This window comes from Marinimicrobium sp. C2-29 (assembly GCF_038419845.1).
Classification (GTDB): Bacteria; Pseudomonadota; Gammaproteobacteria; order Pseudomonadales; family Cellvibrionaceae; genus Marinimicrobium.
On record NZ_JBCAQT010000005.1, the window covers coordinates 45,633 to 62,095 of the forward strand.

The following is a 16,463-nucleotide window of genomic DNA, read 5'->3' on the forward strand; positions in this document are numbered from 1 at the left end:
CTGTTACTCCTTCCCGTTGCCGGCGTGTTCGCGCAGCGCTTGAATACGTTGTTCCAGATTGTCCCAGGCGGGACGGTCGGTGTGGGTTTCCCGCAGGAATTCAAACAGGGCCACCAGGTCAGCATTGCTCCAGTAGGCGTAGCCTGGCATCACCACACCCTGGATGCCTGCTTCATCGGAAATACCCTCGAGGGTGAAGCGAATCAGGTTGGTCGGGTCATCGGCGGTGACCGAGCTGTTGAGGCTCATTTCCGGGCGCATGATGTTCGGCTCGTCCGGGTTGTTGTAGTGGCAGCTGGCGCAGCCGTCGGTGAACAGCGCCTCACCCCGACTCAAGCTATTGGCGGTTCGCTCCTGGGCCGTGCGAATGGCCGTTGCCGACTGGCTGGCCGCCTGCGCGTCGCTACCCCCACCATTGATGTCGTGGAAATAGCGGGCCAGTGCCCGGATATCCTCGTCGCTGGCTTCGACCAACCCCTGATGGACCACATCAGCCATGGAGCCCGCCGCCACGCCGTGGTAAACCGATACACCGTTGCGTAAATACAGAAAGAGTTCATCCTCGGTCCAGGCCACCGGCGTACTTTGCTTGGCGCTCAGTGCCGGCGCAAACCAGTCATTGATCAGGGCGCCATCGTAGTCCTGGCCTTCCGCTTCAGCGCCCACCGAGTTGCGAGGCGTATGGCAGGCGGAGCAGTGGCCCAGGCCCTCGGCCAGATATTCGCCGCGGCTGGCATCTCCTGCCAGGGTGGGGCCGTCGAAGTACAGCAGCTTCCAGCCGGCCTGAAGCAGGCGGATACTGAAGGGAAAGCGCAGGGTGTTGTCCGGGGGCTCGGCGCTGATGGCCTCGCGGGTCATTGTGTAGGCGTAGAGGTCTTCCAGGTCCTGCTCGCTGACATTGGCAAAGTGGGGGTAGGGGAAAGCGGGGAAGAGGTGTGAACCGTCGCGGGAAACCCCTTCGCGCATGGCCCGGTTGAAGGCTTCCTGGGACCATTGGCCGATCCCGGTGTCGGGATCAGGCGTAATATTGGTGGAGTAGAGGGTGCCGAACCCGGTCTCGAACGCCAGCCCACCGGCATAGGGTTGGTCGGTGTCGGTGGTGTGACAGCTCTGGCAGTTGCCGATACCGGCGAGAACCCGTCCCCGATCAATCCGCTCCTGGGAAAAGGTCTCTGCCCCTGGCGGTGATTGCGGTGCAATATCGCTCTCCCAGGCCAGCAGTAACAGAACGATGAACACCACAATGACCAGGCCGACAATGCCGACCACAATGCGTTTAATCACCTTGCATCTCCTTCGTTGGTCTACCGCACGCACCGTGCGGGGGCACGGGAGAGAGGGTAGGGAAACCTCTGACGACGGGTTACCGCCTGGAAACCACGGTTTAACGGGTATTGCTTGTTATCGTTCCAGTGTAGACCATAAATCGGGGATTGGGCGCCCCGAAGGAGTAGGCGCCTCTGTGGGATCTTCGGTGGGGGAGTTCAATCCAGCGGTTTGATCTTTATGTCCCTGAACTCAATGCCCTGCCCCTCCGACTGCAGCGCGATATAGCCCTCGGTGAGCGGAGCACCATCACGCTTGATGTCGGGGTCATAACCGCCCACAACGCCACCGCCAATCTGGGGTTGGCTGTATTCCAGAACTGTCTCTCCATTGACCTTGTGGATGACCCGCGAGTCTCCATGGACAATCAGCTCGCCCTGGATCCATTCGCCGGTCTTGTAGGTGTCGGAGGATGAGTTGATGCAGTGACGCTCGTCCACTTCACCCTCATAGACCACGTCTGTGCCCGGAGAACACATGTTCCCGGTCGGACGTGGCTCGCCGTCGCCTCTCGATACCAGCATCTGATATTCCACCGAGATGGGCCAGTCCTGATCTTTGAGTATGGTGCCCGGGGCCTGGGAGTGGAACATGATGCCGCTGTTCCGGTAAGCGTAGCTGGGCGCATCCTCGAGCCACTGATCGGTGAACCGGTATTCAAACTTCAGGTGGTAGGACGAAAAAGGCTCTTTATAAAAAAGATGACCGAAGCGCTCGCCAAACTCATCGTATTGGTCGTAGTTGACCTGGATGACGTCATCCACGATCCGAAAGGTGTCCGCGTAATTATCGCCCAGTTCATGACGATGCAGCTTCACCACCCAGTCATCCAGGTCGCGGCCGTTGAACAGCGTTTGCCATTCGCCACCTTGATGGTTGCGGTCGGCAATGCCGCATGAAATGAGGAATGTCGAAGAGAAAATAAAAGCGAGGTTGATTGGCGGTTTTATCATGTTATGACCATCAGTTGAGTGTGGCAGTGAGTGACGCCCGGTTTTCTCCAGGCGTGTCCAGGCACCGGAAAGCATAAGTTTCCGGTCAATAATAGTCAATAGTGATCAGTTTCTATCTCTAGGTCGTCACTTCAGGCTGATGGGCTCAAGCGCATCCCCGGCCTCCAGAACCCGGCCGATCACGGCGGTGTGGGGGTAGCCCAGCGCCTGCAGGGCCCTGACGCACTCCTCGGCCTGCTCCAGTGGAACGCTGGCCAGCAGGCCCCCGGCGGTCTGGGGGTCAAACAACAGCGGGTAGCGTGGGTGATCAACCCACTTTTCCTGGTCCCGGATGGCCCGGCGCAATCGCACGTTGGCCGGTTGCAGCGAGCTCAACACGCCGGCAGCCACGGTCTGCTCGGCGCCCTCCAGCAGGGGTAGGGCGTTGAGGTCTAGCTCCGCATCCACGCCCGAGGGGCGGGTCATTTCCACCAGGTGGCCGAGAAGGCCGAAGCCCGTCAGGTCGGTGCATGCGGTAGCGCCATACTCGCGCAGGCAGCGGGCGGCGGCGAGGTTGGACTGGACCATGCTGTTCAAGGCCGCGTCGATCCAGCGCCCCTTGATCTTCAGTTGCGGCAGAGCCGCGAACAGGGTGCCGGTGCCGATGGGTTTGGTGAGCAGCAGCACCTGGCCGGCCTGCAGGCCGCCTTTGGTCAGGGCGTTGGCGCCCCCGGAATCAATCAGGCCGTTGACGGCAAAACCCAGGGCCAGTTCCCGGCCCTCGCCGGTGTGGCCACCGACCAGCGCGCAGTTGGCTTCGTTCAACACCTCCACGGCACCGCTCATCATCTGGAACACCGTATCCTCCACCTTGGACTCCAGCCCCTGGGGGACGGTGGCCACGGCTGTTGCGGTCTGGGCCTCGGCGCCCATGGCGAAGATATCGCCCAGGGCGTGGTTGGCGGCCACCTTGCCAAAAATATAGGGGTCGTCGATAAAGGCGCGGAAAAAGTCCACGGTATGGACCATGTCCTTGCCCGGTGGGACCCGCACCACGGCGGCGTCGTCTGGCGCGTGCAGGCCGACCAGCACCTCTTCCCGGTCGACGGGCGTCAGGCTCGAGAGCGCCCGGGACAGGGTGGTGGCCCCCACCTTGGCGCCGCAGCCGCCGCAGCGCATGGCAATGGCCGAGATCGCCTGGGCGCTCTCTTCCTCATCCAGGCTGACCCGGCTGGGCCGGGCGGGTTTCATGGTGGTCTCATCCATGGGCGGGAAGTCGCTGAATTTCGCCATGAAGCGCCGGTCGATCTGGTCTTTCCAGCGCCAGAGCCAGTCGCCCGCCAGATAGAGACCGCCGCGCGAGGCCACCGCATGCCGGTCGCCGGTGCTGATCAGGGCCAGCCAGCTTTTCTGTGGGTGATAGGGTTTGAGGGGGCGACCGAGGACGGCGGCGCGCAGGTTGTCGGCCAGCGGCCGGCCCTGGCGCACGGCGAACACACCCGCCTTCTCCCGGGGGTGGTTGACCTGGGTGGCGATATCGCCGGCAGCGAACACTCGCGGGTCCGAGAGTGATTGCAGCTGGTCGTTCACCTGAATGAACCCGGCCTCATCCAGCGTCAGCCGGGTATCGCGCAACCAGGCGGCGCCCCCGGCGTTGGTGACCCAGACGATCTCGTCGGCGGCAAAGTGCTCCCCGGCGCCGGTCTGCAATTGCCCCGCTTCTACCGCAACGACCTCGGAGTCGGTGCGCAACTCAACCCCCCGCGCCTGAAGCGTGCGCTCGAAGTGGCGGCGCACCCGCGGGTTGTGGGTGGGCAGAATCTGCGTGTCCCGGGTGAACAGGGTGAAGACGAGTTCGTCCGGGTCGCGCTCAAGCGCCGCCAACTCCCGGCGCAGCCGGTAGTGCATGGCGAGCAGAAGCTCCACGCCGCCGGCGCCGCCGCCCACCACCGCCACACGGGTGGTGCCGGGGTGGTGTGTGATCCGGTCCAGCAGTTGCTGCCAGCGGTCATTGAACTGGTGAATGGGTTTGACCGGCACCGCGTGCTCGGCCGCGCCCGCGACCTGGCCCACCTGGGGCGTCGAGCCGATGTTGATCGAGAGTTGGTCGTAGGGCACCGGTGGGCGCGAGCGGCACAGCACCGTCTGGCTGTCATGATCAATGCCTACCGCCTCGTCACTGAAAAACCGGGCGCCGGCGTATTCCGCCAGCCGACGCAGATCGATATGCACCTCATCGTAATCGTAGTGACCGGCAATATAGCCGGGCAGCATGCCGGAATAGGGCGTGTGAGTGTCCCGGCAGATGACCGTGAGACGCACGCCGGGCTCGGGTTTCATGGCAAAGCGCTTGAGTACACCCACATGGCTGTGGCCGCCGCCGACCAGCACAATATCGCGAAGGACCGGTGAATCCGGTTGCTGCATGGCAAGACTCTCTCTATATTGTTGAGGTTCCAGAGCGGATGAAATTCTGGCTCGAACAGATTCCGAAGCCGAGAGGATACACCATGACCGACGCCGTGCGCTTCCATGCGCAACACCGGGCCGAAGCTGAAACCTCACTCTTTGAAGAGGTGATGACAGGCCTGAGTCGCCAACCCAAGGCGCTGTCGCCCAAGTTTTTTTACGACCGGCGCGGCTCGGAACTGTTCGAGCAGATCTGCCAACAGCCGGAATACTACCCCACCCGTACTGAAGAACAGATACTCACCCACAGTGCCGATGAGATCACTCGTCTGGCGGGGCCCGAGTCGCTGCTGCTGGAGCTGGGCAGTGGCGCGAGCCGTAAAATCCGCCTTTTGCTCGATGCGCTCAACCCCAGTGGGTACCTCGGAGTGGATATCTCCCGGGACTTTCTGCTGGACAGTACCCGCCGGTTGGCAGCGGACTACCCCTGGCTGGAAGTGCATGCGGTCTGGGCCGATTTCTCCCGCCGGATGGAGATGCCCGAGGGTATCGGAGGGCGGCGCACGGTCGCGTTTTTTCCTGGTTCCAGCATCGGTAATTTCGAACCGCCGGAGGCGGAAACCTTTCTGGCGGGCCTGCGTCAGATGCTGCCCGCCGACAGTGGGCTGCTGATCGGGGTGGACCTGATCAAGGACAAAGCCGTGCTGGAAGCGGCTTACAACGATGCCGCCGGCTTCACGGCCGAGTTCAATCTCAATCTCCTGCGCCGGCTGCAGGTGGAGCTGGGAGCCGAGCTGGAGCTCGAGAACTTCCGGCACCTGGCCTTCTACAATGACGCGGCCGAACGCATTGAAATGCATCTGGTCAGTCAGTGCCAGCAGCGCATCGTGGTGGGCGATCGGGCCTTTGACTTCGCGCCCGGGGAGCGGCTGCACACCGAGAATTCCTGCAAGTACAGCATCGAGGGCTTTCAGGCGCTGGCGAGGCGCGCCGGCTATACCCCCAAGGCGGTATGGACCGACCCCCAGAACCGGTTTAGCGTACATTATCTGTCGACACCCTGAGCCTCCTGTCGCTGCCCCTTTGGGGGCAAGTTTGACCGACATCAAGGCAGTAGAGTGGGGTCGACGTTATTGTTAACCCTCGTTGCCTGTGAGTCTGCTCTATGTCCCTTTATCAAGAACCTCTCGCCTGGGATCAATCTGTCATTGATCGCTATGACCTCAGCGGTCCGCGCTACACCTCCTACCCAACCGCCCCGCAGTTCCGCGAGGACTTCTCCGGGAAGGAGTGGCGCGCGGCCGTGGCGCGCAGCAATGCGGAGGGGCAGCCGCTGTCGCTCTACTTTCATATCCCCTTTTGCGACACCCTCTGTTTTTACTGCGCCTGCAACAAAATCGTGACCCACAAGCGCAGCCGTGCCCAGCCCTATCTGGAGTGCATGGAGCGGGAGATGGCGATGCAGGCCGAGCTGTTTGAAAACCGGCCGGTGGCCCAGCTGCACTGGGGCGGTGGTACGCCCACCTATATCAGCGATGAAGAAATGAGCTGGCTGATGGCGGCCACCCGTCGGCACTTCCAGTTGCTGGACGACGATCAGGGGGAGTACTCCATTGAGGTGCACCCGGGCCGGGTGTCGGCGGCCACCATGGGGCATCTGCGTGGGCTCGGGTTCAATCGCGTCAGCATGGGGGTGCAGGACTTCAACCCCAGAGTCCAGGATGCGGTGAACCGCTACAACAGCGTCGAGCAGGTGCGCGACCTGGTGAATGCCGTGCGCGATCAGGGCTATCACTCCATCAGCATGGATCTGATCTACGGTCTGCCCATGCAGACCCGCGACTCGGTCGCCGAAACCCTGGAGCAGGTGATCGAGTTGTCACCCGATCGGCTCTCGTTGTTCAACTATGCCCATCTGCCGCACCTGTTCAAAAGCCAGCGTCTGATTGACGAGGCGAATCTGCCCGCGCCCCAGGAAAAACTGGCGATTCTGCACGCGGCGATTGAGCGTCTGCAATCGGCCGGTTATGTCTATGTCGGCATGGATCACTTTGCCAAGCCCGACGACTCTCTGGTGCTGGCGCAACAGCAGGGGAAATTGCAGCGCAACTTTCAGGGCTACTCCACCCATGGCGATTGCGAGCTGATCGCTTTCGGTGTCTCGGCCATCAGTCACTACGGTGGCACCTATATTCAGAATGCCAAGAAGGTGGAGGACTATCAGGCGCGTATCGACAACGACCAGCCGGCGTTTATCCGCGGCGTGGCACTGCACCCGGAAGATTACCTGCGCCGGGAGGTGATCAATCAGTTGATCTGCCATTTCCAGTTGAGCTTCTGTGACTTGCATGAGAAGTTCGGCATTGATCCGGCCTCTTACTTTGCCGACGAGCTGGCTGAGCTCAAACCCATGGAAGAGGACGGGCTTCTGGAGGTTACCCCGGCGGGTATCTTTGTCAAAAATTCGGGTCGGTTGCTGATCCGTCGGGTGTGCATGGTATTCGATCAGTACTTACATAACGGGATGCAGACCGGGAATCAGATTCGCTATTCGAAGGTTATTTAGCGTCTTCGAGGGCTGCTCCCTCAGATTCGGTACGCACCCGGGGCAGCGACTCCGGGTAATGGGTCTGAATGTAGTCGATCAGTTTTTCGCGGATTTCACAACGCAATTCAAAAGCCTGGGGTGCGCTGGCGGCACTCATCAGCGCCCGCAGTTCCACCGTGCGCTCGCTGGTATCGGTGGTGTGCAGACGCCACACCTTGCCATCCCAGAGCTCGGATTGCTCAAGCAGTTTTCCCAGGTGTTGGCGCACCTCGTCAATGGGCAGGGTGTAGTCCACATAGAGAAACACTGTGCCCAGAAGATCGGATGAGGAGCGGGTCCAGTTCTGGAAGGGTTTCTCCAGAAAATAGCTGATGGGAAGCACCAGTCGGCGTTTGTCCCAGATTACCACCACCACATAAGTGAGTGTGATTTCTTCAATGCGCCCCCACTCGTTTTCGACAATCACCACATCGTCGATGCGGATCGGCTGGGTCAGTGCAATCTGAAAACCGGCCAGCAGATTGGCGATGGTGCGCTGGGCGGCAAAACCGAGAATCAGACCCGCCAGGCCGGCCGAGGCGAGCAGCCCGGTGCCGATCTGCCGGAAGTTGTCAAAATTCATCAGTACCGCAGACAGCGCAAAGACCACAATAATAAAAACCATGATCTTGCGCACGATGTCCACCTGGGTGGCCACTTTTCGGGCGGTCAGGTTGTCGCTGGCGCTCATGTCGTAACGGGACAGAATCCAGGCTTCCATGACCCGACTCAGGCGGATCAACAACCAGGCGGCGGAGATAATGATCAGGGTGCTGAGCGCCGTGCCCAGGTAGTCGACCACTTCGGGCCTGAGGTTCAGGGAGTGAGCGGGCAGGCTGATGCGCACGGCCAGGGTTGGCACCAGCAGGCGCAGAGGTGCCCGAAGATGCCGGGGAACCGCCTGGCCGACCGCCGACTCACTGCGCCGGGCCAGGCGCTGCAGGGCGTGAAACAACAGCCAGTGCACGAACAGGCCCATCGCAGCGGCGACCAGGATGAACCCCAGGGACCAGAGATACACTTCCAGCTGTTGAATCGTGTTCGCCATCGAAGCCTCTCCCGGCAGTAGGTATCGCTTTTTACATTACCGTTGCCGGCCCAGAGCATCAAGGGCTTTTGCCGGTGTGCCTCTTGATTAACGACCATCGCGCCCAAAGGTACCAACATTTGAACCGGGAGCTATTATTTGGCTGTCTATCTGGTATTCGCGCTGGCGGCGGCAATCGTCATCGCGCTGATCTACTGGCCGCTCAGGCGGCTGCGCCGGCGGCGGGCCCTGGCGGAACGACCGCTGCCCGCCCGCTGGGAACAGTGGCTGCGGCGTCGCTGGTGGCTGTATCCCCATCTCCCCGGTGACGTCCGCGTGCGCCTGCATCGTCAGCTTCAGGTGATGATGGAGGCGACTGATTTTTACGGTTGCAACGGCCTGACGGTCACCGAACCGATGCGCGTTCTGATTCTGGCACAGGCCAGCCTGATGAACGCCGGTTCGGGCCATATGCAATGGTCCGGCTTCCCGGTGGTGCTGGTCTACCCCGAGGCGTTTGTGCGCGAGGGCGAAGTCATGGACGAGCTGGGCCTGGTGTCCTATGAACGCCATGAGCTGCTGGGAGAATCCTGGGAACAGGGCAAGGTGGTGCTCTCCTGGGCGGACATCGAGCAGGACCTGGCGCGCCCCGATGGCCACTGCCTGGTGGTGCACGAGTATGCCCACCAACTGGATGGTCGCGATGGCGTGATGGACGGCACCCCGCCGATGCCGGAGCCGAGTCAGGTTCAGCGCTGGGCCCGGGCAATGACCCCCGCCTTTGACGACCTCTGCGACCGGCTTGACCGGCATGAGCCCCCGCCCATTGACCCCTACGCCGCCACCAATCCCGGGGAGTTTTTTGCGGTTGTGAGTGAGCACTTCTTTACCTGCCCCGACCTTCTGAATGACGCCTACCCCGACGTTTACCGGGAGCTGGAACACTTCTACCGACTGCAGCCCCGGCGCTGGAACCACCCGGTTTGATTCCTGTGGCCCAGCGACTAGACTTGGGGTAGCGGGGCTTTCGGGTCGAGATCTTCCCCGCTTTTTGACTGAACCGGTTTTAGCGCTGTTCAGCCGGCGCTTTGCGGGCGGTGCTTTCCAACCATGGGAGGGTGCGGCGTATGGGTCTGCCATTAACGCTGAGCAAACAGGGCCACTGGCATTTTTACAACCGGCTCGACTGGCCAGTGTCGGCCAGAAGTCCCTGGTATCTGTCGGTGCTGATCGCCATGCTGGCGGCGGCCACCTTTGTAGTCTATCGCACGGGCGGAACCGCCTACGCCTACCCCTACCTGATCCTCGTCCCCGTGCTGTTCTCCGCCGCCTGGTACGGTCTGGTGGGAGGCCTTCTGTGCGCACTGGTCGCCGGACTTGCGATGGCCGCCATGCCGCTGGACGTCGCCCGGGGTGTGGATCAGGCCCCGTCCAACTGGCTGCTGCGCCTGTTGCTCTATCTGGTGCTGGGGGGAGTGGCCGGTTGGCTGTTCCAGTCACTGCGCCGGGCTTTTCGCGACCACGAGCGCGTGGTCCGCACCGATACCCGCTCCAACCTGCCCAATCAGGCGGCGCTGGAAGACGACCTTCACAGTTGGCTGAATTCCTACAAAAGCCGGACCTCCCATCTGGGTTTGATCGTGGTACGCATCACCGACATCGTCGAGGTGCTCGAAGCGATGGGAGCCGATGCTTCGGACGAGTTGGCCGCACGCGTCGGACGGCGCTTTGAGCATCTGCTCGCCGACCGGGGCCGCGTCTACCGGTTCAGTGTGTCCGAGCTGATGCTGCTGGCGTACGACGTCGACGACAAGGGGCTGGCCGACCTGGCCGACCGGATTCTTGAGGCCGGTGAGCAGAATGTGGTGCTTCAGGGGCTGCCCGTGCGGGTCCAGCCGGTGCTCGGGGCAAGTTTCAGTGGGGACCACGCCAGGGATGAGCTGACCGCGGATTCACTGATCAGTGAGGCCCGGATTGCATTGTTCACGGCCATGGACCGCAAGTTGAGCTATTGCCACTATGTGCCCGAATTCAAACAGAAGACCCGGGATAACATCCAGTTGATTGCCAGGGTCCGTCATGGGCTGGACCACCACGAGTTTGAAATACATTACCAGCCCAAAATCAATGTCCAGGATGGTTCCCTGGCGGGCTGTGAGTGCCTGATTCGTTGGCGCGACGGTCACGACCGGTTTATTCCACCGGGCCGCTTCATGCCCAAAGTGGAAAGCACGACACTGATCACGCCGGTCACCGAGTTTGTCAGCCGGGAAGGCTGTGATTTTATCAAGCAGTTTCCCAAGACCACCAGTATCAACTTCTCGGCCCACAACCTGGCTGACGAACGCCTGCTCAAGTATCTGGAAAAGCTGGTTAATCGCTGCGGAATCGATCCGGAACTGGTCGAGATCGAACTGACCGAAAGTGCTCTGATCCAGAACCTGGATACGGCCCGTGAAGCCATTCAGCGCATGCGTAATATTGGCTTTGGTGTCAGTATCGATGACTTCGGCACCGGCTTTGCATCGTTTGATTATCTGCGACGCTTGCCGATTACCGGCATCAAGATTGACCGGGCGTTTGTCTGTGATCTTGAAACCGATGAGCGTTCACGCAAGTTGATGGGATGCATGGTGGATCTCGGCCACGCTCTGGATCTGGTTGTGACGGCAGAGGGCGTAGAAACGGCCGGGCAGTACCGAATTCTCAAAACGCTGGGCTGCGATCAGGCTCAGGGCTTTTATTTTGCGCCGGGGCTTCCTGCCAAACAGTTTCTGGCCTGGTCCCGCTACTACAGAGCGGTGGATGCCTGACGACTTTCACACCGCTGAACATAAGATCTACAACCGGGCAGGAAGGCGCCGGGCTTTTGGTTTTTTGGGCGAGCTATCACCCGATTTTGACTGGGTGTGAAGCAAGCCTTTGGATGACGTTGCCGACGTATCCATAAATCAGATAATCGTGTGTAGGCGCTAGATTTGGCCCACTACTCACGAGTCTGGTATGGAGTTATGCCGAAGTCGCTATACAGAATGGAAACACGAGTGCTATTGGATGTATTGAAAGAGCTCAGATCAGAAGCCGGGCTCACCCAGGCTCAGTGCTCTAAAGAACTGGGACGACCTCAGTCATTCATGAGTGATGTCGAGCGGGGGGTTCGTCGGGTGGATCTGGTTCAGATGCGGGATCTGTGCAATGTGTTTGGTGTCGGACTGCGAACGCTGGTCCGCCGTTTCGAAGCCGAGCTTGAGCGTCTCCGCGCCGATGGGACCGATGAAGAGGAGTGACCGGTCTGCAAAGTTTGAATATCTGAAAATCAGATACTACACTATTTCCCAACAGGCCCGACGACCCAGCTGAACCTGGTGTCCCGGGCGTAACCTGCCAAGCGCCAATCAACCCTACCCATGAAACCGGCGCAGCGCATACGAGGGGAGAGTGTGGATGGATGAGTCCCTGAGGGCGAGTGAGCTGGGACAGTGGCGGGTGAGCCAGTTGTTTTTGTGGCCCAGCCGTACTCAGCGAGCGATCAGCCTGCTGGTCATTTGCCTGTTGCTACTGCTTGGTGCGGCCACTGTCTATAGCACTGGCGGCACCGCCTACGCCTACCCTTACCTGATGCTGATCCCGGTGCTGTTCGCCTCCGCCTGGTACGGTGTTGCCGGAGGGCTCATTGCAGGCTTGGCGGCGGGCATTCTGATGGCGTTTATGCCGCTGAACGTCGAGTCCGGCCAGATGCAAAGCACGTTCAACTGGGCGCTAAGGCTGTCTCTGTATCTGGGGCTGGGAGCTGTGGCCGGCGGTCTGTTTCAGGCATTGCGCTCGTCTTTTCAAAAGCATGACCGGCTGGTCCGCACCGATCGCCGCTCGAAGCTGCCCAACCAGGCCTCTTTGAATGGTGACCTGGCGTATTGGGTCTCGTCATCTCACACGTTCACAAGAACCGTTGGATTGATTTTTGTGCGTATCTCCGACATCGCTGATGTTCTGGAGGCGATGGGCGCGGATGCGTCTGATGAGCTGGCCGCGTTGGTGGGGCAGCGGCTGAATACGGTGGTGAGCGAGAGTGGCTCGGTATACCGCTTCAGCGAGTCCGAGCTGGTGGTACTGTTGCCCGCGACCGACACCGATCGGTTGAGCCAGGTTATTGAGGATATTATCGAGGCCGGGGAGCAGAACCTTGTTCTGCGAGGCGTGCCGGTCCGTGTCCAGTTGATATTGGGCAGCAGTTGGAAAACCGGCGGCTCGGTGTCCGGCGATGATCTGGTGCGCGAAGCCCGTCTTGCCCTGTTCGCCGCTCTCAAGAGCCGACTCAGTCACTGCGAATATACACCGGCGCTGACTCAGAAAACCCTCTCGACCATTAAACTGATCTCCAGTGTCAGTCTTGGCCTTGAGCGGAACGAGTTTGAGCTGCATTATCAGCCCAAAATATCCCTGGACAGTGGAGCCGTCTCAGGCGGTGAGGCATTGATCCGCTGGCGTGATGCCGAGGGCGGGGTCATCATGCCCGGTAAGTTTATGCCGAAAGTCGAAAACACCACTCTGATCGGACCGGTGACCCGGTTTGTGATCAGCGAGTGCTGTGACTTTCTGGCAGACTATCCCCAGCAGGTGAGTTTCAACTTCTCCTCACGCAATCTTCTCGATCCGACCATGCCCGATTTTCTGGAGGCGATGGCGCTGGAGCATGGTATCGCGCCGGAGCGCCTCGAAGTTGAAATCACCGAGAGCGCACTGATTCATAATCTGGAGGCGGCCCGCCAGGCGATTGAACGTATCCGCGCCGTCGGCTTCGGGGTCAGTATCGACGATTTTGGCACCGGCTTTGCGTCTTTCGATTATCTGCGCCGTCTTCCGATTACCGGCATCAAAATTGATCGCGCCTTTGTTCGCGACCTGGAAGCCGATGAGCGAGCGCGGAAACTGATGGCATGCATGATCGATGTCGGCCATGCGTTGCGACTGACCGTGACCGCCGAGGGCGTGGAGACGGAGGGCCAGTATGGCATTCTGCAGGCGCTGGGTTGCGACCAGATCCAGGGTTTCTATATTACGCCAGCGCTGCCTCCGGCGCAGTTTCTGACTTGGCGGCAGCATCACTAGCGGTTTACAACAAAATGGCGAGCACGGATACTGTGGGTCTGTTTTTGACCGCGAGATACCCCAGCCACAATGAATACGCCCCGCTCCCACGCGACCTCCTACCCCGACTACCCCCGCCTGGGGCGGGTCTATCAGCAGCTCAACGAAGAAGAGGATGCCCGGGTCTGCAAGGACATCCCGGACTCGGCCTGCCGGCATCAGCCGAGAAATTTCTTCGCCTATCTACTGGCCAACGCCCTCAGTAAAATCGCCGATGAGCTGTCCAGCGCACGTCTGATTCTGCCCTGGCTATTGGGTGCGGCCGGTGCCTCCAGCGGCTTTGCCGGTTTCCTCGTGCCCATCCGGGAGGCCGGTGTGTTGGTGCCCCAGCTGCTGGTGGCCGCCTATGTGCGCCGTATCGCCCAGCGCAAATGGGTCTGGCTACTGGGGGCGTTCCTGTCGTTGTTGGCCCTGCTGGCCATGGCGCTGGCGGCGGGCACGCTGGAGGCGAACCAGGTGGGCTGGGCGGTGATCGGTGCGCTGGTTGTCTACAGCCTGGCCCGGGGACTGTGCTCGGTGGCCGCCAAAGATGTGCTCGGAAAAACCGTCTCCAAGACCCGTCGGGGCACGCTGATGGGGTATAGTGCCAGCGTTGCCGGTGTTGTTACACTGGCCATCGGTCTCTGGACCGAGTTTGGGGCCGGGGAGGGTGAACTGAATCTGGCGCTGTTTCTGGCCGCAGCGGCTCTGTTGTGGTTTGTGTCCCTGTTTGCGTTTGCCCAGATTCGCGAGGAGCCCGGGGCCACGGAGGGAGGCGGCAATGCGCTGGCCGTGGCGTTGAAAAGCCTCGGTATTTTATTCACGGATATGGATTTTCGGCGCTTTGTACTGGCGCGCGGGCTATTGTTGAGCGTCGCCCTGGTACCCCCGTTTTTTGTCCTGCTGGCGCAGCAGCACGCGGGCCAGGGGATGACCGGTCTGGGCCTGATGATCATTGCCAGCGGGCTGGCGGCCAGCCTGAGTTCCCCGGTCTGGGGCCGATTGAGCGATCGCTCCAGTCGGCAGACCCTGTTTATCGCGGCGCTGTTGGCGGGGCTGCTGTGCCTGGCCACAGCGGCCATGGCCTGGCTGGAGTGGACGCTTCTGGCTTCACCCTGGACCCATGCGGTGCTGTTCCTGGGTATCAGCATCTGCCACGGAGGCGCGCGCATGGCGCGCAAAGTCTATCTCGTCGATATGGCCAATAGCGAGACGCGGGCGCAGTATGTGGCGGTCAGCAATACCGTCATCGGGCTCGCCATGCTGGTGGCCGGCGGTGTCGGGCTACTGACCGGCTGGCTGGGGCTTGCCGGTGTGATCGCGCTGCTCGGTGCGATCTCACTGGTAGCGGCCTTTTATGGTCTGCACCTGAAAGAAATCAGTGGCTGAGGACCCTTTAGTGGGCTCTGCAGGATCCGCTTGTCAACGAATTCGTTTTACATTGAGGCAACAGAATTTTTATGGCCGATCAAGAGGAAAACAAACTCCAGCAACGCGGCGCCCACCTGACGGTGCGCAATGCGACCCTGGCCGATGTGCCGGCGATCATCGCCCTGGCCAATCGGGTTTACGACCCCCTGGGTATGGAGACCTATCCCCACGCCGCCATCGTGGGTCAGATCAACAATTTCCGTCAGGGCCAGATCGTGGTCATGGTGGGCGACGAGCTGGTTGGCTACTGTGCGACCTTCCGGATTTCCGGCGATATCGCGCTCAAACCACACAACTGGAATGAAATCACCGGCAATGGCTTTGCTTCGCGTCACGACATTCACGGCGAATGGCTGTACGGGATGGAAGTGTGCATCGACAACGCCTACCGGGGCTACCGCATCGGCCAGCGGCTGTACAATGAACGCAAAAAACTCTGCCAGTCACTAGGCCTGAAAGGCGTGGTGTTCGCCGGCCGCATGCCCAACCTGCACAAGCGGATCAAGCGCACCGGCACAGTCGAGAACTATATTGACCAGGTGATTCACAAGAAGATCAAGGATCCGGTGCTGACCTTCCAGTTGCGCAACGGCTTTGAAATTGTCGGTGTGATCCCGAACTATCTGGATGATGACCGCGAGTCGCTGAACTACGCCGCGCACATGGTCTGGTACAACCCCAAGGTGCCCCAGGAAGACGAGAAACCGGTCAAAAAGTACGGTGTACGCATGCCCGATGTGGTGCGCATTGCCACCGTGCAATACATGCAGCGGCGGGTGACGTCCTTTGGCGAGTTCCTCAAATACATCGAGTACTTTGTCGATGTGGTGGCGGACTACAAAAGTGATTTTGTGGTGTTCCCCGAGCTGGTGACCCTGCAGCTATTGTCCATTGAGGACCAGGAGCTGTCGCCGTTCGAATCCATCGAAGCGCTGACCAAATACACGCCGCGCCTCAAGGATGCGTTCCGCGATATGGCGCTGAGTTACAACGTCAACATAATTGCCGGTTCGCACCCGACGCGGGTCGAGAATGGCCGCATTGAGAACATCTCCTACATTTTTCTGCGCGACGGCCGGATTTTCGAGCAGCCCAAAATTCACCCGACCCCCAATGAGCGCTACTGGTGGGATATCGAGGGCGGCAGCGAAGTGACCGCCATCGATACCGACTGTGGCCCCATCGGGGTGTTGATCTGCTATGACTCCGAGTTCCCCGAGCTTGGCCGACACCTGGCCGACCAGGGCGTACAGATGCTGTTCGTCCCTTTCTGTACCGATGAGCGGCAGAGCTACCTGCGGGTGCGCTACTGCTGTCAGGCCCGGGCGGTGGAAAATCAGATGTACGTGATCATGTCGGGTAACGTGGGCAATCTGCCCAATGTGTCCAACATGGACATCCAGTACGCCCAGAGCTGCATTCTCACACCCTGTGACTTCCCCTTCGCCCGCGATGGCATTGCGGCGGACACCACGCCCAACGTGGAGACGGTGGCGTTTGCGGATCTGCGCCCCGAGTCGCTGATCATGGCCCGCAACAGCGGCACGGTGCAGAACCTCAAAGACCGTCGGCACGACCTGTATCGCATGCAGTGGCGAGGCGACAAAAAGCTGACCTGATCTTCGGC

Annotated in this window: 12 protein-coding genes; 8 read left to right on the forward strand and 4 right to left on the reverse strand. The window is 60.6% G+C overall.

Going from position 1 to position 16,463, the window contains the following annotated elements:
- Window positions 1-3: 3 nt before the first annotated feature.
- The 3 genes from AAE484_RS06220 to selD form a co-directional block, all read right to left on the reverse strand.
- A complete protein-coding gene (locus tag AAE484_RS06220; RefSeq protein WP_341937490.1) occupies window positions 4-1,284 on the reverse strand; it encodes a cytochrome c in 1,281 nt (426 codons plus the stop codon).
- A 200-nt stretch (window positions 1,285-1,484) separates the two neighbouring features.
- A complete protein-coding gene (locus tag AAE484_RS06225) occupies window positions 1,485-2,279 on the reverse strand; it encodes a 3-keto-disaccharide hydrolase (protein WP_341937491.1) in 795 nt (264 codons plus the stop codon).
- Between the two features lie 126 nt (window positions 2,280-2,405).
- Window positions 2,406-4,685, reverse strand: a complete 2,280-nt coding sequence (gene selD, locus AAE484_RS06230) for a selenide, water dikinase SelD (protein WP_341937492.1) — start codon at window positions 4,683-4,685, stop codon at window positions 2,406-2,408.
- Window positions 4,686-4,768: 83 nt separating this feature from the next.
- On the opposite strand from selD, the gene egtD reads away from it, so the two are divergent.
- Window positions 4,769-5,731 carry an L-histidine N(alpha)-methyltransferase gene (gene egtD / locus AAE484_RS06235; protein ID WP_341937493.1) on the forward strand — a complete coding sequence of 321 codons (963 nt, stop codon included), beginning with the start codon at window positions 4,769-4,771 and terminating at the stop codon, window positions 5,729-5,731.
- 101 nt (window positions 5,732-5,832) lie between these two features.
- On the forward strand, window positions 5,833-7,233 hold the full coding sequence (gene hemN, locus AAE484_RS06240; protein WP_341937494.1) for an oxygen-independent coproporphyrinogen III oxidase: 1,401 nt from the start codon (window positions 5,833-5,835) through the stop codon (window positions 7,231-7,233).
- Here the strand turns inward: hemN and AAE484_RS06245 are convergent.
- Complete coding sequence (locus AAE484_RS06245) at window positions 7,226-8,302, reverse strand: mechanosensitive ion channel family protein (protein ID WP_341937495.1); 1,077 nt, start codon at window positions 8,300-8,302, stop codon at window positions 7,226-7,228. The two genes, hemN and AAE484_RS06245, sit on opposite strands and share 8 nt — an antisense overlap.
- Window positions 8,303-8,440: 138 nt before the next feature.
- On the opposite strand from AAE484_RS06245, the gene AAE484_RS06250 reads away from it, so the two are divergent.
- The 6 genes from AAE484_RS06250 to AAE484_RS06275 all read left to right on the forward strand — a co-directional run bounded on the left by AAE484_RS06250 (window position 8,441) and on the right by AAE484_RS06275 (window position 16,455).
- Complete coding sequence (locus tag AAE484_RS06250; RefSeq protein ID WP_341937496.1) at window positions 8,441-9,268, forward strand: M90 family metallopeptidase; 828 nt, start codon at window positions 8,441-8,443, stop codon at window positions 9,266-9,268.
- Window positions 9,269-9,408: 140 nt separating this feature from the next.
- On the forward strand, window positions 9,409-11,094 hold the full coding sequence (locus tag AAE484_RS06255; RefSeq protein ID WP_341937497.1) for a putative bifunctional diguanylate cyclase/phosphodiesterase: 1,686 nt from the start codon (window positions 9,409-9,411) through the stop codon (window positions 11,092-11,094).
- A gap of 219 nt (window positions 11,095-11,313) precedes the next feature.
- Window positions 11,314-11,568 (forward strand): helix-turn-helix domain-containing protein, encoded by a 255-nt coding sequence (locus tag AAE484_RS06260; RefSeq protein WP_341937498.1) that lies wholly within the window; start codon window positions 11,314-11,316, stop codon window positions 11,566-11,568.
- 157 nt (window positions 11,569-11,725) lie between these two features.
- Window positions 11,726-13,387 (forward strand): putative bifunctional diguanylate cyclase/phosphodiesterase, encoded by a 1,662-nt coding sequence (locus AAE484_RS06265; RefSeq protein WP_341937499.1) that lies wholly within the window; start codon window positions 11,726-11,728, stop codon window positions 13,385-13,387.
- 69 nt (window positions 13,388-13,456) lie between these two features.
- Window positions 13,457-14,794: an MFS transporter gene (locus tag AAE484_RS06270; protein WP_341937500.1), complete on the forward strand. Its 1,338-nt coding sequence runs from the start codon at window positions 13,457-13,459 to the stop codon at window positions 14,792-14,794.
- Between the two features lie 71 nt (window positions 14,795-14,865).
- Window positions 14,866-16,455 (forward strand): carbon-nitrogen hydrolase family protein, encoded by a 1,590-nt coding sequence (locus AAE484_RS06275; RefSeq protein WP_341937501.1) that lies wholly within the window; start codon window positions 14,866-14,868, stop codon window positions 16,453-16,455.
- The last annotated feature ends 8 nt before the right edge of the window (window positions 16,456-16,463 follow it).